The following is a 21486-nucleotide window of genomic DNA, read 5'->3' as shown; positions in this document are numbered from 1 at the left end:
CGAGAATTCGGGTGCGCATGGCACTGACCCTCTCCCCGCCGCGCCGTCACTGTCAAGTGGGTGGGACGCGCGTCTCAGTATTTGAGCCATTTCGTGCCGGTGGAATCCCACCGGTCAGCACGGGCAGAGCCATCCCTTGCGGAACCGGGTACTCCTCCCTGACCAGGGCCCGACGCAGCCGGTACTCGTCCAGCGGTCCCGAGAAGGCCATTCCCTGGCCGTGGGTGCAGCCCATGGCCCGCAGCGCGAGAACCTGCTCCGGGACGTCGACGCCGTCCGCCACCGACTGCATGCCGAGATCGCGGGCGATGCGGAGCAGCCCGCTGGTGATCTTGTGCAGCCGCGCGGACTCCACGACGCCCTCGACCAGGCCCCGGTCGAGCTTGAGCACGTCCACGGGCAGCCGCCGCAGGGCGTTGATGGCCGCGTAGCCGCTGCCGAATCCGTCCAGCGCGATCCGTACGCCGAGCCGGCGCAGGGCGACCAGCCGCTGCTCCAGCTCGTCGAACGAGATCCGCGGGTCGCTGTCCGCGAGCTCGATGATCAGCGCTCCGGACGGCAGCTGGTGGCGGGTGAGCAGCGCCTCGATCGAGCCGAGCGGCAGGGACCTGTCCAGCAGGAGCCGGGCCGACAGCCGTACGGAGACCGGGGTGGGGTGCCCCAGCCCGCCCCGCTCCGCGGCCTGCTCCACGGCCTCTTCCAGGAGCCAGCGGCCGAGCTCGGCGGTGCGGTTGCCGTCGTCGGCGACCCGCAGGAACTCGGCCGGGGTGAACAGGATGCCCTGGGCGGACCGCCATCGGGCCTGCGCGGACACGGCCGCGATCCGGCCGGTGCTCAGGCTCACCACGGGCTGGTGCAGGAGGGCGAACTCGCCGTCGTGCAGGGCGCTGCGCAGACGGGCGGCCAGCTCGGTCCGGCGCACCACGTCTGCCTGCATCTGGGGCGCGTACAGCTCGACGCGGTTCTTCCCGGCGGCCTTGGCCCGGTACATGGCGAGGTCGGCGTTGCGCATGAGGTCGGTGGGGCTCATGGCGGGCTCGGCGAAGGCCACACCGATGGAGGCGGCCACCCGCACCTCGGTGCCGTCGATGCGGTACGGCTGGGAGAGCATGAGCCGCAGCCGGTCGGCGATCTCGTGGACCTGGAGCTCGCGCGCGGTCCCGTCGCGGCCGCCGTCGCCGATGATGAGGGCCGCGAACTCGTCGCCGCCCAGCCGGGCGGCCGTGTCCCCCGCCCGTACGGAATCGGCCAGCCTCCGGGCCGCCTGGATGAGCAGCTCGTCGCCCGCCTGGTGGCCGAGACGGTCGTTGACCCCCTTGAAGCCGTCGAGGTCGATGAAGAGCACGGCGGTGCCCGGATCGCCCGCCCTGCGCCCGCTGAGGGCGCGGCGGACCCGCTCGGTGAACAGGGCGCGGTTGGGCAGGTCGGTCAGCGGGTCGTGTTCGGCGTTGTGCTGGAGCTGGGCCTGCAGGCGCACCCGCTCGGTGACGTCACGGCTGTTGAGGATCAGCCCGCCCTGGTGGCGGCTGACCGTGGACTCCACGTTGAGCCAGTCGCCCGTACCCGACCGGAAACGGCACTCGATGCGGGTCGTCGGCTCGTCGGAGGGCGGCGCGGCGAGGAACCGGCGCAGCTCGTGGACGACGCGGCCGAGCTCGTCGGGGTGGATCAGCGAGGCCAGCTCGGAGCCGACGAGCTCCTCGGCGTCGCGCCCGTAGACCTTGGTGGCCGCGGGCGAGACATAGCGCAGGACGCCGGTGGGAGCGGCGATCATGATGACGTCGCTGGATCCCTGGACCAGGGAGCGGAAGTGGTTCTCCTTCTGGGCCAGTTCGTGGGTGAGCGCGATGTTGTCCAGGAGCATGATCCCCTGGCGCACGACGAGAGCGAGCACGACGGTGCAGCCGGTGATCACGACGACGCGGTCGACCCGGCGGTCCTCGGTCACGCTGTGCAGGATCCCGAGCGTGCACACCGCCGCGGCGAGGTACGGCGTGAGGGCGGCCAGCGAGCTCGCGAGGGGCCGGCCGGTCTGCCGCAGTCGCGGCGGCCCTCCGGTCTCGGAGGAGCGGCGTGCGCCCCAGGGCGCGTACGCCAGCAGGAGCGAGCCGGCGAACCAGCCCGCGTCGAGCAGTTGGCCCGACTGGTAGCTCTCGCGCAGCAGCGGCGAGGTGAACAGGGCGTCGCACAGCACGGTCAGCGCGAGGCCGGCGATCGCCGTGTTGACGGCGGACCGGTTGGCCGGCGAACGCCGGAAGTGGAGCGCGAGCACCATGCTGACCAGCACGATGTCCAGCAGCGGGTACGCGAGGGCCAGTGCGGCCGGGGCCACGCTCTCGCCCTGGGCGTGCGCGGTGTGCGCGAGGGCGAGGCTCCACGACAGGGTGAGCAGCGAACCGCCGATCAGCCACGCGTCGAGGACGAGGCAGAGCCAGCCGGCCCTGGTCACCGGGCGCTTGGCGAGCACCAGGAGTCCGACGATGGCCGGGGGCGCGAAGCACAGGAAGAACAGGTCGGCGACCGAGGGGCTCGGCACCTCGCGCCCGAGCACCACCTCGTACCAGCCCCAGACGCCGTTCCCCGCGGACGCCATGAGCGACGAGAACGAGAAGAGCAGCCAGGCGGGCCGGAAGCGGCACTCGGGTGTGCGCGCGTAGACCAGGCAGGAGACGGCGGCGACGAGCGCGGCGGCACTGAGGCCGAAGTCGCCCATGATCAACGCCACGTAGGGCGATCCCCAGCCCAGGGCCGCGCCGATGCCGTAGGCGGCGCAGACGGCGGCCAGGGTCAGTTGCGGACGCAGCGCGGCGGCGCCGGCCGGGACGGTGTCCCGGGCCATCATCGCCCCGGGGGCGCTCACCGGACCGCCCTCGGGTGCGTGGTCGGCGGCTGGGGCCGCGCCGGGTGGGTGAGCGGTGGATGTGCCGGCCGCGGCCGGCACATCGGCATGCGCGGCGCCCGGTCGGGCCTGCGCGCCGCCGCGCACAGAAGCCGCCGTCGGCGGCCCCGCCGCGTCGGATGGTCGGTCCATCGGCCCTGCATCGCCCGTCGCCCCCCTCAGGTCTGATCGGCGGTCAGCTCGCGCCACAGCACCGCTCCCCGCGTCCGGTGCAGCCCCCAGGTCGGGACGATACACCAATATCGTCACTCAGCGACATAGCACCTCTACTCTCCGTGACGACCTGCGAAGATGACGGCACGCGGCGCGTTCGGGTGACTTCAAAGCGTGATTATGCGCCGACTGACGGACCCTCAGGCGCCGGTGGTCGTCACGACGTTGCGCAGAGGCTCTCCGGCGGCGAACCGGGTGAGCTGATCGGCGAGCAGCCGCTTGGCGCGCGGCATGAACGCCGAGGTCGAACCGCCGACATGGGGACTGATCAGTACGCCCGGCGCGTGCCACAGCGGATGGCCCATGGGCAGCGGCTCGGGGTCCGTGACATCGAGTGCCGCGGTGAGCCGCCCGCTCTCCACCTCCGCGAGCAGGGCCTTTGTGTCGACGACGGGGCCGCGCGCGACGTTCACCAGCAGCGCGCCGTCCTTCATCCGGGCCAGGAAGTCGGCCCCCACCAGGCCCTTCGTCTGCTCCGTGAGCGGTGTGGAGACGATCACGACGTCCGCCTCGGGCAGTAGTTCCGGCAGATCGGCGAGTGCGCGCACTTCGCCGCGCTCCGTTGCCCGGGCGGAGCGCGCGACGCGCGCCACCCGCGCGCACTCGAAGGGCGCGAGCCGGTCCTCGATGGCCGCGCCGATGGAGCCGTAACCGACGATGAGCACCGACTTGTCGGCGAGCGCCGGATAGAAGCCGGCCCGCCACTCCTGCGCATCCTGCCCGCGCACGAAGCCCGGGATGCCGCGGAGCGAGGCGAGGATCAGCGCGAGCGTCAGCTCGGCGGTCGAGGCCTCGTGGACGCCCCGGGCGTTGCACAGGCGTACGCCCTCGGGCAGCAGCGGAAGTCCCGGCTCCACGTGGTCGATGCCGGCGGAGAGGGTCTGCACGACGCGCACGGACCGCATCGCGGACAGGGGCCGTATCGCGACCTCCATGCCCTTCATGTACGGGACGACGTAGTACACGCAGTCGGCGGGGTCGGCCGGGAAGTCCGGTCCGCCGTCCCAGAATCGGTAGGTGAGTCCCGAATCGGCGGGCGCGGGCAGGCCGTCGATCTCGTCGGCCGGGATGGGCAGCCACACATCAGCAGTCATGGTCAGGAGGCTATGCGAACCGCGCCGCGGGCCATTGGTTAGTTTTGACGACGGCCAGGGGCCCAACGGGAAGGTACGGGGAGTTGGAGCGCAGGACAATCGGTGCGGCGGCCCTCGATGTGGGCGCCGTCGGGCTCGGCTGCATGCCGATGAGCTGGGCCTACACGAGCTCCGAGCAACGCGGGGAGCGCTCGCTGCGCGCCGTCCACGCCGCGCTGGACGCCGGTTCGACCCTGCTCGACACCGCCGACATGTACGGCCCGTTCACCAACGAACTGCTGATCGGCAGGGCGCTGAAGGAGCGGCGCGCCGAGGCCTTCGTGTCGACCAAGGCGGGGCTCCTCGTCGGGGACCAGCACATCGTCGCCAACGGCCGCCCCGGATACGTCAGACGCGCCTGCGACGCGTCGCTGCGCCGCCTGCAGACCGATGTGATCGACCTCTACCAGCTGCACCGGGCCGACCCGGAGGTGCCCGTGGAGGAGACCTGGGGCGCGATGGCCGAGCTGGTGTCGGCCGGCAAGGTGCGGGCGCTGGGGCTGTGTGCCGTGGGGGCGCGCGCCGGACGGCGCTCCGGCGCGGACGTGCATGAGCAAACGATCCGGCAGCTGGAGCGCGTCCAGCAGGTGTTCCCGGTGAGCGCGGTGGAGGCGGAGCTCTCGGTGTGGTCGCCGGAGGCGCTGGAGCGGCTGCTGCCGTGGTGCGAGGCGCGCGGGATCGGGTTCCTTGCGGCGATGCCGCTGGGGAGCGGGTTCCTCACCGGGACGCTGACGCCCGGGCAGGGCTTCGAGGCGGACGACGTGCGGGCGCGCCACCCGCGGTTCACGGCGGAGATGATGGCCGCCAACCAGCCCGTGGTGGCGGGACTGCGGCGGATCGCGGAGCGCCACGGTCCGGGGACGACGCCGGCGCGGGTGGCGCTGGCATGGGTGCTCGGGCAGGGGCGGCACGTGGTGCCGCTGCCGGGGACGAAGCGGCCGGAGTGGGCGGTGGAGAACGCGGGCGCCGCGGATCTGGAGCTGACGCCGCGGGACCTCGCGGAGATCTCCTCGCTCCCGCCGGCGCAGGGATCCTGGGACTGAGAAGGCAGGCGGCGTCCGCTGACCCCGGGCGGCCGCCGGCGTCCGGGGTGCGTGGGCGCTGCCGTGGCGGGTCGCGCGAACGTACTGGCGAACGTTCTGGCAAAGATCGGGAACCTCCGGGCGGGCCGCGGTGTAAGAACAGTAGTCAGGCAGTTCACCCGGCTCGCCGGGCAGCGCAAGCAGCCGTGGAAGGGATCACCACCGTGCACCGTCCTGCATTGACGGCCGTCGTGGCCGCCGCCGTGCTCGTTCTCACGGCCGGGTGCTCCTCCGGCGACGGGAGGCACCCGGCGGGCAGTGCCGGGCCGTCGTCGGACCGGGCGGCCTCTCCCACCGCCGCCTCGCCCAGCGCGTCCCCCACCCCCTCCGGGCCTCCGGCGAAGGGTTCGGTGAAGGTGCTCTCGACCCTGACGGAGGGGCTGCAGTCCCCATGGGGCGTGGCGGCCCTGCCCGGCGGGGACCTGCTGGTGGCCTCGCGCGACGAGGGCACGATCACCCGCGTGTCGGCGGACGGGGGCGAGCAGACCGAGATCGGTTCCGTGCCGGGCGTCGCCCCCGGTGGGGAGGGCGGCCTGCTCGGCCTCGCGGTCTCCCCCTCGTTCGCCTCGGACCAGCAGGTCTACGCGTACTTCACCACCGCGTCCGACAACCGCATCGCCCGCATGCTGTACGACGAGCGAAAGCCCCCCGGCCAGCAGCTGGGCGCGCCGGACACGGTGCTCCGCGGCATTCCCAAGGGGGTCATCCACAACGGCGGGCGGATCGCCTTCGGCCCGGACAAGATGCTCTACGCGGGCACGGGCGAGACCGGTGAGACGGGACTCGCGCAGGACAAGGAGTCGCTGGGCGGCAAGATCCTGCGGATGACCCCGGACGGTCAGCCGGTCCACGGCAATCCGGAGGCCGACTCGGTGGTCTACTCGTACGGGCACCGCAATGTGCAGGGCCTCGCCTGGGACTCCGAGAAGCGGCTGTGGGCGGCCGAGTTCGGGCAGAACACCTGGGACGAGCTCAATCTGGTCGAGCCGGGGAAGAACTACGGCTGGCCCGCGGTGGAGGGCAAGGCGGGCAGGGCGGGCTACGTCGACCCGGTGGCGCAGTGGCGGACGGCGGACGCCTCGCCGAGCGGTATCGCCTACGCCGAGGGCTCGATCTGGATGGCCGGTCTGCGGGGCGAGCGGCTGTGGCGGATCCCCCTGTCCGGCGCGGAACCTTCCGCCGAGCCCCAGCCGTTCCTCGAAGAGGAGTACGGCCGTCTGCGCACCGTGCTGTCGGCGGGCGGGGACCAGGTCTGGCTCGTCACCAGCGAGACGGACACCCGGGGCACCCCCGAGCCGGGTGACGACAGGATCCTCCGGCTGGAGGTGGGATAGGAGGCGACCGGTCCGTGTTCCACACCTTCGACGAGTTCTTCGCCCCGGGCCGCAGGCACGCCGACGAGGAACGGCAGCGCCTGGCGCTGACCCGTGCCGACGTCGGCGACAGCGACCCGGGCAGCGGCCCCATAGACCTGGCGTCGGGGCGCGTCACGATCCGCGTTCCGCAGGGACCGACGGTTCCCGCGGACGAGGCTGCGCCCCGTCCGGAAAACCCGTGATTCAGCCGCAGGACGCGTCTCCCCGGCGGCTCCGTGCACGGGGCGACTGCCGCATGTTCCGGCGGCAGGTGCCTGAGAGGTGAGCGGCGGCCCGGCGGCCGCCCGAGATGCCCGGACCCGGCCGCCGAGCGCCCCGCAGCAGCCGGTTCCTACGGCTCGTACACGTACGGTGTCGTCGTCGCCAGGGCGGCGAAGCCGAGGCGTTCGAGGATGGGGCGGCTGTCGTCGGACGCGTCGACCTGCAGGTAGCGGACGCCCCGGCGCGCCGCGGCCGCGGCCCGGTGGGCGATCAGGGCGCGGTAGATGCCGCGGCCGCGCCAGTCGGGGTGGGTGCCGCCGCCCCACAGGCCGGCGAAGTCGGTGCCCGGGGTGAACTCGATCCTGGCCGCGCACACCGGCAGGTCGCCCGCCATCGCGACGGTCATGAGGACCGTGTCCGGCGTCTGGGCGAGCTGGGCGAGGAGCTGCCGCCGCAGCCGGGTGCCGTCCGTGCCGAACGCCATGTCGTGGACCCGCATCGTCAGTTCGACGCCCGCGGGCCCGGTGACCGGCTCCAGCCGTACGCCGTCCGGCAGTTCGGGCACGGTGGGCAGCCCGGACGTCTCGGCGACGAGCACGGTCTCCACGGGCTCGGGCCTGAAGCCCGCCGCGAGGAGCCGGCCGGCGAGGTCCCCCGGTTGGTCGTGGCTGTAGAGCTTCCATTCGAAGGCGAGGCCGCGTGCGGTGAAGTACCGCACCTGTTCCGCGATCGCGGCGTCCGCCGTCGTCGCCGTCAGGTCCGACCAGAGGACGCCGCTCCAGTCGCCGCCCGCACCGACCTGCCGGACGACGCGGCCGGAGCGTTCGGTCAGGGGACCTGCGGCGCCGGGCGTGGTGGTGCGGCGGCGCGTCTGGCCGTCGAAGAGCGCGAGCACGGCTGTGTGATCCATAGGTGCATGGGAGCACCCGGCCGGCTGCGGCGGCCAGCGCTTTAACGGCGCCACGGGGCCCGGCATCACGCGACGTGGCGCCGTAAGCGGGCAGTACGCGGCACGGCGCGTTGGCAGGACGGCATCACGCGACGGGACGGGGCGGGGCCCGCCGTCACGGGCGCGGCGGAGGAACGATCGGCCGCTACGCGGCCAGGGCCCGCCGCTCGCGCCATTCCGGCGCCAGGATCGACCAGCTCTCCATGTCGTGCCGGGTGCCGCGGTAGGCGTAACTCTCGCGCAGCACGCCCTCGTACGTCATTCCCAGCCGCTGGGCGACGGCGATGCTCGGCTTGTTGGCGGAGGAGACCTGCCATTCGACGCGGTGCATTCCGCGCTGCTCGACCGCCCAGTCGATGATCACCCGCACCGCGCGGGTGACGAGCCCGCGGCCCGCCGCCGACGGCTCCAGCCAGCAGCCCGCCTCGCAGCTGCCCATGGCCGGGTCGAAGGTGCGGAAGAGCACGCCGCCGACGAGCGTGCCGTCCAGCCAGATGCCGTAGATGCGCCCGGCGTCGGCCGCGGCCTTGTCCGCGTAGGACTGGAGGAACGCGCGGGCCGATGCCAGGTCCCGGGCGGCGTCGGGCAGTCCGACATACCGGCCGATGAACTCGCGGCCCCGCTCGATGTGCGCGAAGAACTCCTCGGCCTGCCACGGCTCCAGGGGGCGCAGTTCGGCTCCGTCGTCGCCCAGGCTTACCGCGAACACTGTGCTCCTCGGGGGGTTAGGGCACGAGCTCTTCCCGGTCACCCGTGCGCTGCACGGCGATCTTCGCACGCGCGGCGTCGCGGCACTCCGGCTTTTCGATGCTGATACGGGGCAGCCGGCGGTCCAGCCAGCGGGGCAGCCACCAGTTCGCCCTGCCGAGCATGTGCATGAGGGCCGGGACGAGCAGGGTCCGCAGGACGAAGGCGTCCAGGGCGACGGCGGCGGCGAGGCCGATGCCGAACATCGCGATGACCCGGTCGCCGCTGAGGACGAAGGCGAGGAAGACCGAGATCATGATCACGGCGGCGGAGTTGATGACGCGGCCGGTCTCGGCGAGGCCGACGCGCACGGCGCGCCGGTTGTCCCCGGTCTCCAGCCACTCCTCGTACATCCGGCTGACCAGGAACACCTGGTAGTCCATGGAGAGCCCGAAGAGCACCGACACCATGATCACGGGCAGGAACGGCTCGATCGGGCCGGCGCCGCCCAGGCCCAGCAGTTCGCTGCCCCAGCCCCATTGGAAGATCGCGACGACGACTCCGAAGGCGGAGGCGACGGCGGCGACGTTCATCGCGGCGGCCTTGAGCGGGATGCCGAGGGAGCGGAAGGCCAGCAGCAGGAGCAGGCAGCCGAGCGCGACGACGACGCCGACGAACAGCGGCAGCTTGCCGACGATGACCTCCGCGAAGTCGTCGTAGCTCGCGGTCACGCCGCCGACGTGGGCCACAAGGGAGCTGCCCTGTTCGGCGGCCGGGAGGATGTCGTCGCGCAGCCGGTCGACGAGTTCGCTGGTCTCCCGCGACTGCGGCGAGGTGTCCGGCACGACGGTGAGGAGCGCGGTGTCGCCGCTGCCGTTGTAGGCGACCGGGCCGGTGGACGCGATGCCGTCGGTGGCGCGCAGGGTCCGGGCCAGCCGGTCCATGGCGAGTTCGTCGTCGGCGCCGTCGAGGGAGGCGACGACGGCGAGCGGCCCGTTGACACCCGGACCGAAGCCGTCGGCGAGCAGGTCGTACGCCTGGCGCGTGGTGGCCGTCGCCGGACCGTTGCCCTGGTCGGAGGTGCCGAGGTGGAGCGAGAGGGTCGGCAGGGCGAGGACCAGCATGACGACGGCGGCGACCGCGCCGAGCAGCTTGGGGCGCCGTTCGACGAACGCCGACCAGCGGGCGGAGAGGCCGGTGGGCAGTTCCGGCCGGGGGCCGCGCCTGGCGAGCCGGCGTCGCTCGGGCCGGCTCAGGGCGCGCATTCCGATGAAGGACAGCAGGGCGGGCAGAAGGGTCACCGACGCGGCGACCGTGAGGAGGACGGTCAGGGACGCGGCGATCGCGACGCCGTTGAGGAAGCCGAGACGCAGGATCAGCATGCCGAGCAGGGCGATGCAGACGGTGGCCCCGGCGAAGACGACGGCACGGCCGGTGGTGGCCACGGCCTCGTGCGCCGCCTCGGCGACCGGGAGTCCGCGTTTGAGGCCCTTGCGGTGCCTGGTGACGATGAACAGCGCGTAGTCGATGCCGACGCCCAGGCCGATGAGCATGCCGAGCATGGGCGCGAAGTCCGCCACCGGCATGGCGTGGCCGAGGAGCACGGTGCCCGCGTACGCGGTGCCGACCGAGACGAGCGCCGTGGCGATGGGCAGCACGCTGGCGGCGAAGGAGCCGAAGGCGAGGAAGAGGACGACGGCCGCGACGGCCACGCCGACGATCTCCGCGGCGTGTCCGCCGGGCGTCTCGGACAGGGCGATGGCGCTGCCGCCGAGCTCGACCCTTAGGCCGCGGTCCTCGGCCGCCTTGGCGGTGTCGACGAGTGCGCGCGCCTGGGACTCGGGAACGTCGTCGGCCTGCGCGTCGAAGGTGACGACGGCGTAGGCGGTGCGCCCGTCGGCACTGACCTGCGGGGCGCCCTGGCTGCCGTAGGGGCTGGTGACGGAGGCGATGCCGTCGAGGCCGGCGACGCGGTCCAGCATCGCGGACACGCGCTGCTCGACGGCCGGGGAGCGGACGCTGCCGTCCTCGGTGTGCCAGACAACGGTGTCGCCGTCGCCGACGCGGCCGTCGAAGCCCTCTTCCAGAAGGGCGTTCGCCCGGCCGGACTCCGTGCCCGGGACGTCGTAGTCGCGGGAGTACGCGGACCCGGCGAGGCTCGCGGCCGTCGCGCTGCCGCCGAGGGCGAGGAGCCAGAGCAGGACGACGACGAGTCGGTGCCCGACGCACCACCGGGCGATAGCTGACAACGACCTGCTCCCTGAGTCGTTCGTGGATCTTTGACCGGGAACAGCCCGCAAAGAACTCATGATCTGCGAGGAATACTCTCGCAGGCAATGATGATCATTTGCCCGTTTCGTGTCGTTGCTCACACAGCCGCGCGGAAGCGGGACGGTCAGTCGTCTTCCCGCTTGCGCGCACCGCGTGCGCACACCGCGCGACGAGCGGCCGAAGGCCGCGCGGGGTCAGCCGGAGACGCTGGCGCGCCCGTTCTCGATGTGGCCCATCAGCCTGCGGCAAAAGCCCTCGTCGCCGTCGGCGGTCACCTCGATGTCGTACCAGCCGTGCGCGTCGGCGGCGGAGTGCACCACCGTGCGGCTGCGGCCCGGCCTGACCGTGACGCTGCGGGTCCAGGTGAGCAGGCCGGCCTCGTCGACGTAGCCGAGCGGACGGACGGTGAAGGTCACCGGCTCACTGCCGTGGTTGCGGAGCGTGAGGTGCACATCGCGGTCGTGGTGGTCGATGTGCGAGGTGACCTCGGCGGCTCCCCGGGGCCGCCCGGCGAACTCCCGGCGGAAGCCGTTGGGGCCGGTGACGGTGAAGCGATAGTGGTCACCGGTCACGGGCACGCTCCACTGCGCCTCCCCCTTCACGTCCGTGTGCTGTGGGACATCGAACTCGCCGGCGTACGGGTAGAGGGCGAAGTGCGCGCTCGCGCGCCCGGTGTTGCGCAGCGCCACCGTGACCGTCCTGCCGTCCGTCGTTCCGTGCGCGTCGGGCTGGTACGGCAGCGGGCGGGCCGGGCGGGTGCCGGGCTCCTGGACCGGCATGCGCTGCTCCGCCGGCGGCACCGGACGCCAGCGCCCCGTGAACGGCGGGACCGGTCCGGGCTGCTCGACCTCCGGCTGCGGCCTGCCGCGCCCGAAGTCGAACGCCGAGGTGAGGTCGCCGGTCACCGCACGCCGCCAGCGCGTGATGTTGGGCTCATCGACGCCGGTCCACTTCTCCAGCAGCCTGATCACCGATGTGTGGTCGAAGACCTCGGAGCAGACGTAGCCGCCGACCGACCAGGGCGAGACGACGAGCATCGGCACCCGGATGCCGAGACCCGTGGGCAGCCCCTGCCAGCGCTCCTCGGTGTCGTCGGCAGGCGGCACGGGCGGCGGGGCGTGGTCGAAGAAGCCGTCGTTCTCGTCGTAGTTGATCAGGAGGACGGTGTGCCGCCACACCTCCGGGTGGGAGGCGAGCGCGTCGAGCACCTTGTAGACGAGCGAGGCGGAGGCGATCGGCGAGGAGGAGCCGGGGTGCTCGGAGTCGACGGCGGACGGCACGAGGTAGGAGACCTCGGGCAGCGTGCCCGCGGCGACGTCGGCCCGGAAGGCGTCGGCGAGCCGGCCCGTCTCCACCCGGCGCAGGCCGCGCTCGAAGAGGGAGCGCTCGGCGGCGGTCAGGGTCGTGACGCCCTCCTCGAGCGCGCCGAGCAGCCGGTCGCGCTCGGCGGCGTCCGCGGTCCCGCGCACCTTGGCGTAGAAGGCCTCCATGTACGTGAAGCCACCGGCCTTCGCCAGCGCCTTGCGCGCGATCTTCTTGAACGTGGTGAAGAACTCGATGTTGTTGTCGGTGAAGTTCTCCCACTCGGTGTACGTCTTCCAGGTGCGGCCCGCCCTCTCCAGCCGTTCCGCGTACGTCGGCCACGGGTAGCCGGGGTGGGTGCCCTCGGCGTACGCGGCGTTCGTCACGGCGCGGCGCCCGTCGGCCTCGTATCCGGTCCAGCCGCTCCACAGGTGGTTGCGGTTGGGGCTCGTCGAGGTGTGGGTGGAGGAGTGGTAGGCGTCGCAGATGGTGAACGTGTCCGCGAGTTCGTAGTGCAGCGGCAGGTCGCGGCGGTCGTAGTACGCCATGGTGGCCGCGGTCTTGGCCGTGATCCAGCCGTCCATCCAGCCGCTCCGCCAGGCCTTGGCGCCACCGGTCCACGAGTGGTCGAGGTCGCCGATGTACTGGAGGTCCTTCTTCTGGGCCTCGGCCGCGTCGCGGACGGGGAAGGGCAGGACCGGGCCCTTCGGCCCAGGCTGCTCGAAGACCGGCTTGCCGGAGGGCAGTTCGACGGCGTTGCGGTCACCGAAGCCGCGAACTCCGCGCAAGGTACCGAAGTAGTGGTCGAAGGAACGGTTCTCCTGCATCAGGATCACCACGTGCTTCACAGCGCGCAGGCCGCCCGTGGGCGGTTCGGCGGCCAGTGCGGCCTGGAGGGACGGCGGCAGCAACGAGCCGACGGCGGCGGCACCGACGGCTCCTCCCCCGAGCGCGAGCATCCTTCTGCGTGAGATTTCCGGTGACATGCCCGACCTCTTCGTCGTCGACCAATGGTTCCGCTGCGATCCATTGAGTGGTTACGGCGGGACGGTAGTGAGAGCGGATGTCGAGGAGAAGGCCTGGTGACGACCCCGTCGTGAACGTCCAAGAGACCGCGCCGGGAGTCCAAGCGAGATCCGGCCAGCGGGCCCCGGTCCGAGAGGAACCGCCCAGGTGCCGGGGGGCCGGCCTGCGGCGGAAATCGGACTCGGTCGGCAAGACCGCCGGAATTGTCGGTGGGCCCTGGCACCATGGCCGACATGGACTACAGGGGGATCGATCAGACGGCACTGACGCCCGCGGACGCGGCGGAGTTCGCCCGCATGCTCCACGACGCGCCCGGCCCTCATCTGGGCCGCGCCCCCGTCCCGGTGCTCGTGCACGGACCCGGCGCCCCGCTCGCCGAGCGCCGGGAGGCGTTCCGCGGGGTGTACGAGGCGATCACGGCCCGGATAGGCCAGCCGACGCTCTACGGCGGGTCGTCGCAGGGGCCCAGCGTGCGCTGGCGGGACAGTCACCGGCTGGTGCTCCTGGCGGGTGACCACCGGCAGGTGGGGCTGTCGGTCCACGAGACGGAGGCCATGGAGGGCGAGGAGCACCGCACCTTCAAGTGGGGCGGCGCCTGGTCGGGCGACGAGCCGCAGGGGCTCGACTTCCTGCCGTACGTCTGGCAGTTGGACCGCAGCGGCCCGGGCGAGCGCCCCCTCGCACGGCCCGGCTGCCGGCTCGCCCCGACCCTCGATCACTTCCGGACCGGGCTCGAACTGCTCCTCACGGCATGGGTGGAGCAGCTGCCCGTGCAGGTCGGCACCGACTGGGCCAGCTTCTGCGTGACCAGCTCCGCCGACCGCGGCCGCCGGATCCTCGTGTCGTACAGCATCGAGGACGGGCTGTACGCGTCGGTCGACGACCGCGACGGGGAGGACGGCGAGGAGCGGGCCCGGCTGATGCGGGCACGCGGCTGGCAGTCACGCGACCGGGGCTGGTGGCAGACGGAGTTCACCGAGCCGGAGCGCGAACACGCGGCGGCGCTCGCCCACTTGGTGGTGGCGGAGCTGAGGGCACGCGGCACGAGGGAGCCGGAGGAGCTGCGGGCCCGGGACGTCAGTTGCAAGGACCGCGGCGAGATGTGGCTGCCCGGCCTCGGCATACGTCACTGACGCTCCCCGCTGCCCTCACGCGCCGAGCAGTCCGGTGACCGGGGCGAGCCAGCCCGTCATCGACTGGAGGCCGTTCGGCACGCCGGCGAGGGGGTTGAGCCCGACGAACTGCTCCGCCCCGGGGCCCCGGGCCGGACGGGCCGCACTTCCCACGCCGGCGTCGCAGGCACCCCCCTGCGGGCGGCATCCCGGGCCGAGACCGCGGCCCGACCGAGGACATGTGTCCCGACACCGACACTCGTGCGCGCCTTCGGCTGGAGGCCGTTCGGCACGCCGGCGAGGGGGATGAGCCCGACGAACTGCTCCGCCCCGGGGCCCCGGGCCGGACGGGCCGCACTTCCCACGCCGGCGTGGCAGGCACCCCCTGCGGGCGGCATCCCGGGCCGAGACCGCGGCCCGACCGAGGACATGTGTCCCGACACCGACACTCGTGCGGCGCCTGAGGAGTTGACCCGCAGGGCGGTGTCACGACCACCAGGGTGCAAGCGGCTCGCCGCCGGACCGCCCCGCGGCCGGGCCCGGGGGCCCGTGCCGCGACCACCGGCCGCAGCCGGTCCGCCGGAGGCGCCGCCCCGGCCCCGGTGCCTCGGACTCCCCTGCCCCGGCGCCCGGCCCGGACGTGCGGAAGGGCGGCACGCCATGCGTACCGCCCTTCGGGGAGACAGGGATGTCAGGCCTCGACGCCCAGCTTCTCCAGGATCAGCTCCTTGACGCGCGCCGCGTCCGCCTGGCCGCGGGTCGTCTTCATGACCGCGCCCACCAGCGCGCCCACCGCCGCGACCTTGCCGCCGCGGATCTTGTCCGCGATCGCCGCGTTGCCCGCGATCGCCTCGTCGACGGCCGCGCCGAGCGCGCCCTCGTCCGAGACGACCTTCAGACCGCGCTTCTCGACGACCTGGTCCGGGTCGCCCTCGCCGGCGAGGACGCCCTCGATGACCTGACGGGCCAGCTTGTCGTTGAGGTCACCGGCCGCGACCAGCGCCGTCACGCGGGCGACCTGCGCCGGCGTGATGGGGAGCGCGGACAGGTCCACACCCTGCTCGTTGGCGTTGCGCGCCAGCTCGCCCATCCACCACTTGCGCGCCGCGGCCGCGTCGGCGCCCGCTTCGGTCGTGGCGACGATCAGGTCGACCGCGCCCGCGTTGAGGATGGACTGCATGTCGTGCTCGGAGATGCCCCACTCCTCGCGCAGCCGGTTGCGGCGCACGCGCGGCAGCTCGGGCAGCCCGGCACGCAGCTCCTCGACCCACTCGCGGGCCGGGGCCACCGGCACGAGGTCCGGCTCGGGGAAGTAGCGGTAGTCCTCCGCCTCCTCCTTCACACGGCCCGACGTGGTGGAGCCGTCGTCCTCGTGGAAGTGGCGGGTCTCCTGGACGATCGTGCCGCCGGACGAGAGCACCGCGGCGTGCCGCTGGATCTCGTACCGGGCCGCACGCTCGACGCTGCGCAGCGAGTTGACGTTCTTCGTCTCGGAGCGCGTACCGAACGCGGACGAGCCCTTCGGCATCAGCGAGAGGTTCACGTCGCACCGCATCTGGCCCATCTCCATGCGGGCCTCGGAGACGTCGAGCGCCCGGATGAGCTCGCGCAGCTCGGCGACGTACGCCTTGGCGACCTCGGGGGCGCGCTCACCGGCGCCGACGATCGGCTTGGTGACGATCTCGATCAGCGGGATGCCGGCGCGGTTGTAGTCGAGCAGGGAGTGGGACGCGCCGTGGATGCGGCCCGTGGCCCCGCCGACGTGCGTCGACTTGCCGGTGTCCTCCTCCATGTGCGCGCGCTCGATCTCGACGCGGAAGACCTCGCCGTCCTCCAGCTGGACGTCCAGATAGCCGTTGAAGGCGATCGGCTCGTCGTACTGGGAGGTCTGGAAGTTCTTCGGCATGTCCGGATAGAAGTAGTTCTTCCGGGCGAAGCGGCACCACTCGGCGATCTCGCAGTGCAGCGCGAGGCCGATCTTGACGGCCGACTCGACGGCGGTCGCGTTGACGACCGGGAGGGAGCCGGGCATGCCGAGGCAGGTGGGGCAGGTCTGCGTGTTGGGCTCGGCGCCCAGCTCCGTGGAGCACCCGCAGAACATCTTGGTCTTGGTGCCGAGCTCGACATGGACCTCCAGGCCCATGACGGGGTCGTAGGACGCGAGGGCGTCCTCGTACGACACCAGTTCAGTGACGGTCACGATGAAACTTTCCCTCTCAGCCCAGCAGGACGTCGTCGTCGCCGAGCCGCTTCAGCTCGCGGTAGAGGATGGCCAGGCCGGTGACGATCGCGGCGGCGGACACGGCGGCGTCGACGAGCCGCAGGAGATCACCGTCCTCGCGGGCCAGCTTGGCCTGCTTGGCGACGCTGATCGCACCGAAGGCGGTGGTGCCCAGCGACACGTACAGCCCGGTCTTGGACTTCTTGAAGTTCTTGGCCTTCTTTGCCATGGCACTCATAGCGACGGAGCCTCCTCGAGCAGCGGGTGACCCCAGCGTTCCACGAAGGCCGCCTCGACGGCGGCACCGACCTTGTACAGCCGGTCGTCCTTCATGGCGGGGGCGATGATCTGCAGGCCGACAGGCAGGCCGTCCTCGGGCGCGAGACCGCACGGCAGGGACATCGCCGCGTTGCCGGCCAGGTTGGTCGGAATGGTGCACAGGTCCGCGAGGTACATCGCCATCGGGTCGTCGGCGCGCTCGCCGATCGGGAAGGCGGTGGTCGGCGTCGTCGGGGAGACGATGACGTCGACGCTCTCGAACGCCTTCTCGAAGTCCCGGGTGATGAGGGTGCGGACCTTCTGGGCGGAGCCGTAGTACGCGTCGTAGTAGCCGGAGCTGAGCGCGTACGTGCCGAGCATGATGCGGCGCTTGACCTCGGGGCCGAAGCCGGCCTCGCGGGTGAGCGCGGTGACGTCCTCGGCGGACTTCGTGCCGTCGTCGCCGACGCGCAGGCCGTAGCGCATGGCGTCGAAGCGGGCGAGGTTGGAGGAGCACTCGGAGGGCGCGATCAGGTAGTACGCGGCGAGTGCCAGGTCGAAGGACGGGCAGTCCAGCTCGACGATCTCCGCCCCGAGCTCCTTGAGCAGCTCGACGGACTCGTCGAAGCGCTGCAGGACACCGGCCTGGTAGCCCTCGCCGCGGAACTGCTTGACGATGCCGACGCGCATGCCCTGGACGGAGCCGTTGCGGGCGGCCTCGACGACCGGCGGGACCGGGGCGTCGATGGACGTCGAGTCGAGCGGGTCGTGACCGGCGATGACCTGGTGCAGCAGGGCCGCGTCGAGGACCGTACGGGCACAGGGGCCGCCCTGGTCGAGGGACGAGGAGAACGCCACCATGCCGTAGCGGGACACGCCGCCGTAGGTCGGCTTGACGCCGACGGTCGCGGTGACGGCGGCGGGCTGGCGGATCGATCCGCCGGTGTCCGTGCCGATGGCGAGCGGGGCCTGGAAGGCGGCCAGCGCGGCGGCCGAACCGCCGCCGGAGCCGCCCGGGATGCGGGTCAGGTCCCAGGGGTTGCCCGTCGGGCCGTACGCACTGTTCTCGGTCGAGGACCCCATGGCGAACTCGTCCATGTTGGTCTTGCCGATGATGACGACGTCGGCGGCCTTGAGCTTCTTGGTCACGGTCGCGTCGTACGGCGGGATCCAGCCCTCGAGGATCTTGGACCCGACGGTGGTCGGGATGCCCTCGGTGGTGAAGATGTCCTTGAGCGCGAGCGGCACGCCGGCGAGCGGGCCGAGCTTCTCGCCCCTGGCCCGCTTCTCGTCGACGGCGCGGGCCTGCGCGAGGGCGCCCTCGCGGTCGACGTACAGGAAGGCGTTGACCTTCTCGTCGACGGCCTCGATACGGGCCAGGTGGGCCTCGGTGACCTCGACGGCCGTGAGCTCGCCCGCGGCGATCTTCTCGGCGGTCTCGGCGGCGGTGAGCCTGATGATGTCCGTCATGTGATTAGTCCTCCCCCAGGATCTGCGGCACCTTGAAACGCTGCTGCTCCTGGGCCGGGGCGCCGGAGAGCGCCTGCTCGGGGGTGAGCGACGGACGGACCTCGTCCGCGCGCATGACGTTGGTCAGCGGCAGCGGGTGGGAGGTCGGGGGTACGTCTTGGTCGGCGACCTCGGAGACGCGGGCGACCGCGCCGATGATGTCGTCGAGCTGTCCGGCGAAGTGGTCGAGCTCTTCGTCCTTCAGCTCGAGACGCGCCAGCCGGGCGAGGTGGGCGACCTCCTCGCGCGTGATGCCAGGCATGCAGCGATCCTCAGGGGTGAGTGTGATGGTTTTGGCCCAATCCTATGGGGCGGGGCGGGGTGACCGTGAAACGGTTTGCTCCAGGGCGCCCGCCCCTGGCCCCGGGCCACCGCCCACCGCGGCCGATGGCCGCCCCCGGCCCCGCGCCGACCTCCGCCGCGGCCGACGCCCGCGCCCGGGGCGTGCGGCTGCGCGCCGTTGCCGTCGCACGGGCCGGCACCGCGGGCGAGCCGGCCTCGCGCCCTCGGGGGTACGGCTGCCCCGCCCGTGCGGGCCCCACACGCTGTCCACGGCGGCGGCCTCGCGCCCGGGGCGTACCGGCGCCGCGACGGTCGCGCGCCACCGCGCATCGGGCAGCCGTGGCATGCCACCGCGCATCGGGCGACCGTGACGTGCCACCGCGCGTCAGGCGACCGTGACGTGCCACCGCGCATCGGGCGACCGTGACGTGCCACCGCGCGTCAGGCGACCGTGACGTGCCACCGCGCATCGGGCAGCCGTGGCATGCCACCGCGCATCGGGCAGCCGTGGCATGCCACCGCGCATCGGGCGACCGTGACGTGCCACCGCGCGTCAGGCGGCCGTGGCGTGCCACCGCGCATCGGGCGGCCCCGGGCTACGGAACCGCGTGGCCCGGTGTGCGCTTGGCGCCGTTGGGCGACGGCGGCCGTTCCCCCGCCGGGAGCGCCGGGCGGTGCCAGCCCCGCTCGCCCCTGGCCAGAAGCCACGCCGTCGTCTCCTGGGGCGGCATCGCCGCCGCCACCAGCCACCCCTGCACCGCGTCGCAGCCCAGGTCCCGCAGCCGCTCCCACGTCTCGTCGTCCTCGACGCCCTCCGCGACGACGAGCAGGCCGAGCGAGTGGGCGAGGTCCACGGTGCAGCGGACGATCTCGGCGTCCTCGGCGTCCACGGCGAGCCGCGCCACGAAGGACCGGTCGATCTTCAGCTCGCTGACCGGGAGCCGGCGCAGGTGCACCAGCGAGGAGTAGCCCGTGCCGAAGTCGTCCAGGGACATCTTCACGCCGTGGTCGGCGAGCCCGGCCAGCGTGTCGGCGGCCCGCTGCGGGTCCTCCAGGAGAACGTGCTCCGTTATCTCCAGCTGGAGCGCCCCCGGCGGGACCCCGTGCCGCGCGAGCCGGGCGGCGACCGCGCCGGCGAAGCCGGGGGTGTGGACGTCGCGGGGCGAGACGTTGACGGCGACCGGGACCGTGAGCCCCTGCGCCCGCCACTGCGCGACCTGCGCGAGGGCCGTCTCGAGGACGTACTCCGTCAGGTGGGGCATCAGACCCGAGGACTCGGCGATGGCGATGAACTCGTCCGGCGGGACCCGTCCCCGCTCCGGGTGCACCCAGCGCACCAGGGCCTCCAGCCCCGAGACGTGCCCGTCGAAGCGGACCTTGGGCTGGTAGTGCAGCTCGACCTCGCCCGCGTCCAGCGCCCGGCGCAGATCGCCGAGGAGGCCGAGCCGGTCGGGGGTGTTGCTGTCGCGCTTCGACTCGTACACCTCGACTCCCGTGCGGTCCCGCTTCGCCTGGTACATCGCGACGTCCGCGCGGCGCAGCAGTCCCTCGGCGTCGAGGGCGTGGTCGGGGAAGACGGCGAGTCCGGCGCTCGCCTCCAGCACGAGGGTGAGCCCGTCCAGGTCGAGCGGCGAGGACAGTTCGGCGACGAGATGGCGGGCGACGCGCTGCGCGCTGGTCGTGGAGTCGGCCGTGGGCAGCAGCACGGCGAACTCGTCGCCGCCGAGCCGCGCCGCCTCGGCCCCGCGCGGCAGCGCGAGCCCGAGCCGCTCGGCGATCTGGAGCAGCAGCCTGTCCCCCGCGAGATGGCCGAGGGTGTCGTTGACCGCCCGGAAGCGGTCGAGGTCGATGAGGACGAGGGCCGAGCGCGCGCCGGAGCTCTCGGCGTCCTCCAGCGCGGACCAGGTGCGCTCCAGCAGCCACTGACGGTTGGGCAGCCCGGTGAGGGGGTCGCGCAGTTGCTCCTCGGCGCGGGCCCTGGCGATCCACAGGGTGGAGTCGAGCGCGATCAGCGGTACGGCGAACAGCGGCAGGAGCACGGGCATGGCCACCGTGACGACGCTGATGAGCGGGGCGATGCCGACGAGGGCGAGGGCGACCAGTCCCTGCCGGAGCAGAGCGGTGCGGGCGACGGTGGGCAGTCCGCCGCCCTGCGGGGCGAGGACGTACCACAACAGAAGGCGGGTGACGGCGAGATAGGCGGTGGCGGCGAGCATGACCTCGGGTGCCGCCTCGACCTCCCAGCCGAGCGGATCCCACGGCTCCTCGACGGTGGGGACGACTCCGAAGGCGGCGAGTGCGAGCGCCGCGGCGCCGATCCCCAGGATGTCGACGGCGCCGTGCAACAGGCCCTGGCGCCACCTGCCGCGGCACGCTGCGCCCACGAGGGCGACGACCGAGAGGCTGACGAGCCCGGCGGGCACCCAGCCGAACAGCAGCAGGACGGCCAGGGTGAGCGCGGCGCCCGAGCCGGTCCCGCCCCACCAGCGGTCGCGGCCGAGTGCGACGAGATGGCCGACGATGATCCCGGTGAGCAGCGCGAGGGACCAGCCCTCGGCGGAACCGGGGAACAGGGCGTGCCCTTCGCGTACCGTGGTGACGACTCCGGTCACGAGCACGAGCCCGGCGCCCGCGACGACGGCCGCGGGCAGCCCGGGGGTCCGGCCCACCAGGGCCGCGAAGGCACGCGGCCGTGGGGCCGGGGCGGCGCTCTCGGTCGGTTTCATTCCCGTCCCTCTCACAGCCGGCGGTGCCGATGCGGTCCCGCCCCGTCGATCCTGCCGGGCTGGATCGAACAGGACGGGACCGGGCGATGGCTCCCGTTGTCATGCCACCACGACTGAAATCCCACCACGCAGCCGTGCACGACAGGCGCACGTCTCAACAGTAGGCGGCAGGAGGCTCGGACGGGCAGCGCTCTACAGCTCTTGCCCGAATGCGACCCGGCCATCCTCATCCATCTGAT

At 72.8% G+C, this 21486-nt stretch carries 16 protein-coding genes; 4 read left to right on the top strand and 12 right to left on the bottom strand.

Going from position 1 to position 21486, the window contains the following annotated elements; genetic code table 11:
* Positions 1 to 52: 52 nt before the first annotated feature.
* Together AB0K02_RS27545 and AB0K02_RS27540 are read right to left on the bottom strand one after the other, a co-directional pair.
* Positions 53 to 2842 carry an EAL domain-containing protein gene (locus AB0K02_RS27545; RefSeq protein ID WP_365995248.1) on the bottom strand — a complete coding sequence of 930 codons (2790 nt, stop codon included), beginning with the start codon at positions 2840 to 2842 and terminating at the stop codon, positions 53 to 55.
* A gap of 410 nt (positions 2843 to 3252) precedes the next feature.
* Positions 3253 to 4206 carry a 2-hydroxyacid dehydrogenase gene (locus AB0K02_RS27540; protein ID WP_365995223.1) on the bottom strand — a complete coding sequence of 318 codons (954 nt, stop codon included), beginning with the start codon at positions 4204 to 4206 and terminating at the stop codon, positions 3253 to 3255.
* An 83-nt stretch (positions 4207 to 4289) separates the two neighbouring features.
* Here AB0K02_RS27540 and AB0K02_RS27535 point away from each other — a divergent pair, with 83 nt between their 5' ends.
* The 3 genes from AB0K02_RS27535 (at position 4290) to AB0K02_RS27525 (ending at position 6885) form a co-directional block, all read left to right on the top strand.
* Positions 4290 to 5288 carry an aldo/keto reductase gene (locus tag AB0K02_RS27535; protein ID WP_365995222.1) on the top strand — a complete coding sequence of 333 codons (999 nt, stop codon included), beginning with the start codon at positions 4290 to 4292 and terminating at the stop codon, positions 5286 to 5288.
* 218 nt (positions 5289 to 5506) lie between these two features.
* On the top strand, positions 5507 to 6661 hold the full coding sequence (locus tag AB0K02_RS27530) for a PQQ-dependent sugar dehydrogenase (protein WP_365995247.1): 1155 nt from the start codon (positions 5507 to 5509) through the stop codon (positions 6659 to 6661).
* A 14-nt stretch (positions 6662 to 6675) separates the two neighbouring features.
* On the top strand, positions 6676 to 6885 hold the full coding sequence (locus AB0K02_RS27525) for a DUF6191 domain-containing protein (RefSeq protein WP_365995221.1): 210 nt from the start codon (positions 6676 to 6678) through the stop codon (positions 6883 to 6885).
* Positions 6886 to 7034: 149 nt separating this feature from the next.
* On the opposite strand, the gene AB0K02_RS27520 is transcribed toward AB0K02_RS27525, so the two are convergent.
* The 4 genes from AB0K02_RS27520 to AB0K02_RS27505 form a co-directional block, all read right to left on the bottom strand.
* Positions 7035 to 7814, bottom strand: a complete 780-nt coding sequence (locus tag AB0K02_RS27520) for a GNAT family N-acetyltransferase (protein ID WP_365995220.1) — start codon at positions 7812 to 7814, stop codon at positions 7035 to 7037.
* A 184-nt stretch (positions 7815 to 7998) separates the two neighbouring features.
* Positions 7999 to 8562 carry a GNAT family protein gene (locus AB0K02_RS27515; RefSeq protein ID WP_365995219.1) on the bottom strand — a complete coding sequence of 188 codons (564 nt, stop codon included), beginning with the start codon at positions 8560 to 8562 and terminating at the stop codon, positions 7999 to 8001.
* A 16-nt stretch (positions 8563 to 8578) separates the two neighbouring features.
* Positions 8579 to 10789 (bottom strand): MMPL family transporter, encoded by a 2211-nt coding sequence (locus AB0K02_RS27510; protein WP_365995218.1) that lies wholly within the window; start codon positions 10787 to 10789, stop codon positions 8579 to 8581.
* A gap of 216 nt (positions 10790 to 11005) precedes the next feature.
* Positions 11006 to 13099, bottom strand: a complete 2094-nt coding sequence (locus AB0K02_RS27505; protein ID WP_365995217.1) for a phosphocholine-specific phospholipase C — start codon at positions 13097 to 13099, stop codon at positions 11006 to 11008.
* A gap of 273 nt (positions 13100 to 13372) precedes the next feature.
* On the opposite strand from AB0K02_RS27505, the gene AB0K02_RS27500 reads away from it, so the two are divergent.
* A complete protein-coding gene (locus tag AB0K02_RS27500) occupies positions 13373 to 14272 on the top strand; it encodes a hypothetical protein (RefSeq protein ID WP_365995216.1) in 900 nt (299 codons plus the stop codon).
* A gap of 15 nt (positions 14273 to 14287) precedes the next feature.
* On the opposite strand, the gene AB0K02_RS27495 is transcribed toward AB0K02_RS27500, so the two are convergent.
* From AB0K02_RS27495 to AB0K02_RS27470, 6 genes are all read right to left on the bottom strand, one after another.
* On the bottom strand, positions 14288 to 14425 hold the full coding sequence (locus AB0K02_RS27495) for a hypothetical protein (RefSeq protein ID WP_365995215.1): 138 nt from the start codon (positions 14423 to 14425) through the stop codon (positions 14288 to 14290).
* 517 nt (positions 14426 to 14942) lie between these two features.
* Positions 14943 to 16451, bottom strand: coding sequence for an Asp-tRNA(Asn)/Glu-tRNA(Gln) amidotransferase subunit GatB (gene gatB / locus AB0K02_RS27490; protein ID WP_365995214.1), 1509 nt, complete (start codon positions 16449 to 16451; stop codon positions 14943 to 14945).
* Between the two features lie 16 nt (positions 16452 to 16467).
* On the bottom strand, positions 16468 to 16710 hold the full coding sequence (locus tag AB0K02_RS27485; RefSeq protein ID WP_177147715.1) for a hypothetical protein: 243 nt from the start codon (positions 16708 to 16710) through the stop codon (positions 16468 to 16470).
* Positions 16707 to 18200, bottom strand: coding sequence for an Asp-tRNA(Asn)/Glu-tRNA(Gln) amidotransferase subunit GatA (gatA, locus tag AB0K02_RS27480; protein WP_365995213.1), 1494 nt, complete (start codon positions 18198 to 18200; stop codon positions 16707 to 16709). Before gatA ends, AB0K02_RS27485 begins: the two co-directional genes overlap by 4 nt.
* A gap of 4 nt (positions 18201 to 18204) precedes the next feature.
* On the bottom strand, positions 18205 to 18501 hold the full coding sequence (gene gatC / locus AB0K02_RS27475; protein ID WP_016642027.1) for an Asp-tRNA(Asn)/Glu-tRNA(Gln) amidotransferase subunit GatC: 297 nt from the start codon (positions 18499 to 18501) through the stop codon (positions 18205 to 18207).
* A gap of 616 nt (positions 18502 to 19117) precedes the next feature.
* Positions 19118 to 21247, bottom strand: coding sequence for a bifunctional diguanylate cyclase/phosphodiesterase (locus tag AB0K02_RS27470; RefSeq protein WP_365995212.1), 2130 nt, complete (start codon positions 21245 to 21247; stop codon positions 19118 to 19120).
* Positions 21248 to 21486 lie beyond the last annotated feature (239 nt).

The sequence above is a fragment of the Streptomyces sp. NPDC049597 genome, assembly GCF_040675505.1.
Classification (GTDB): Bacteria; Actinomycetota; Actinomycetes; order Streptomycetales; family Streptomycetaceae; genus Streptomyces.
Note: the sequence above shows the minus strand (reverse complement) of the source record. Positions and strands in the feature narration are given on the sequence as shown.

Bases quoted from the DNA above. Each gene is read 5' to 3' on its own strand.
- AB0K02_RS27545 (WP_365995248.1), bottom strand. From the start codon at position 2,842: ATGATGGCCCGGGACACCGTCCCGGCCGGCGCCGCCGCGCTGCGTCCG.
- AB0K02_RS27540 (WP_365995223.1), bottom strand. From the start codon at position 4,206: ATGACTGCTGATGTGTGGCTGCCCATCCCGGCCGACGAGATCGACGGC.
- AB0K02_RS27520 (WP_365995220.1), bottom strand. From the start codon at position 7,814: ATGGATCACACAGCCGTGCTCGCGCTCTTCGACGGCCAGACGCGCCGC.
- AB0K02_RS27505 (WP_365995217.1), bottom strand. From the start codon at position 13,099: ATGTCACCGGAAATCTCACGCAGAAGGATGCTCGCGCTCGGGGGAGGA.
- AB0K02_RS27500 (WP_365995216.1), top strand. From the start codon at position 13,373: ATGGACTACAGGGGGATCGATCAGACGGCACTGACGCCCGCGGACGCG.
- AB0K02_RS27485 (WP_177147715.1), bottom strand. From the start codon at position 16,710: ATGAGTGCCATGGCAAAGAAGGCCAAGAACTTCAAGAAGTCCAAGACC.
- gatA (WP_365995213.1), bottom strand. From the start codon at position 18,200: ATGACGGACATCATCAGGCTCACCGCCGCCGAGACCGCCGAGAAGATC.
- gatC (WP_016642027.1), bottom strand. From the start codon at position 18,501: ATGCCTGGCATCACGCGCGAGGAGGTCGCCCACCTCGCCCGGCTGGCG.
- AB0K02_RS27470 (WP_365995212.1), bottom strand. From the start codon at position 21,247: ATGAAACCGACCGAGAGCGCCGCCCCGGCCCCACGGCCGCGTGCCTTC.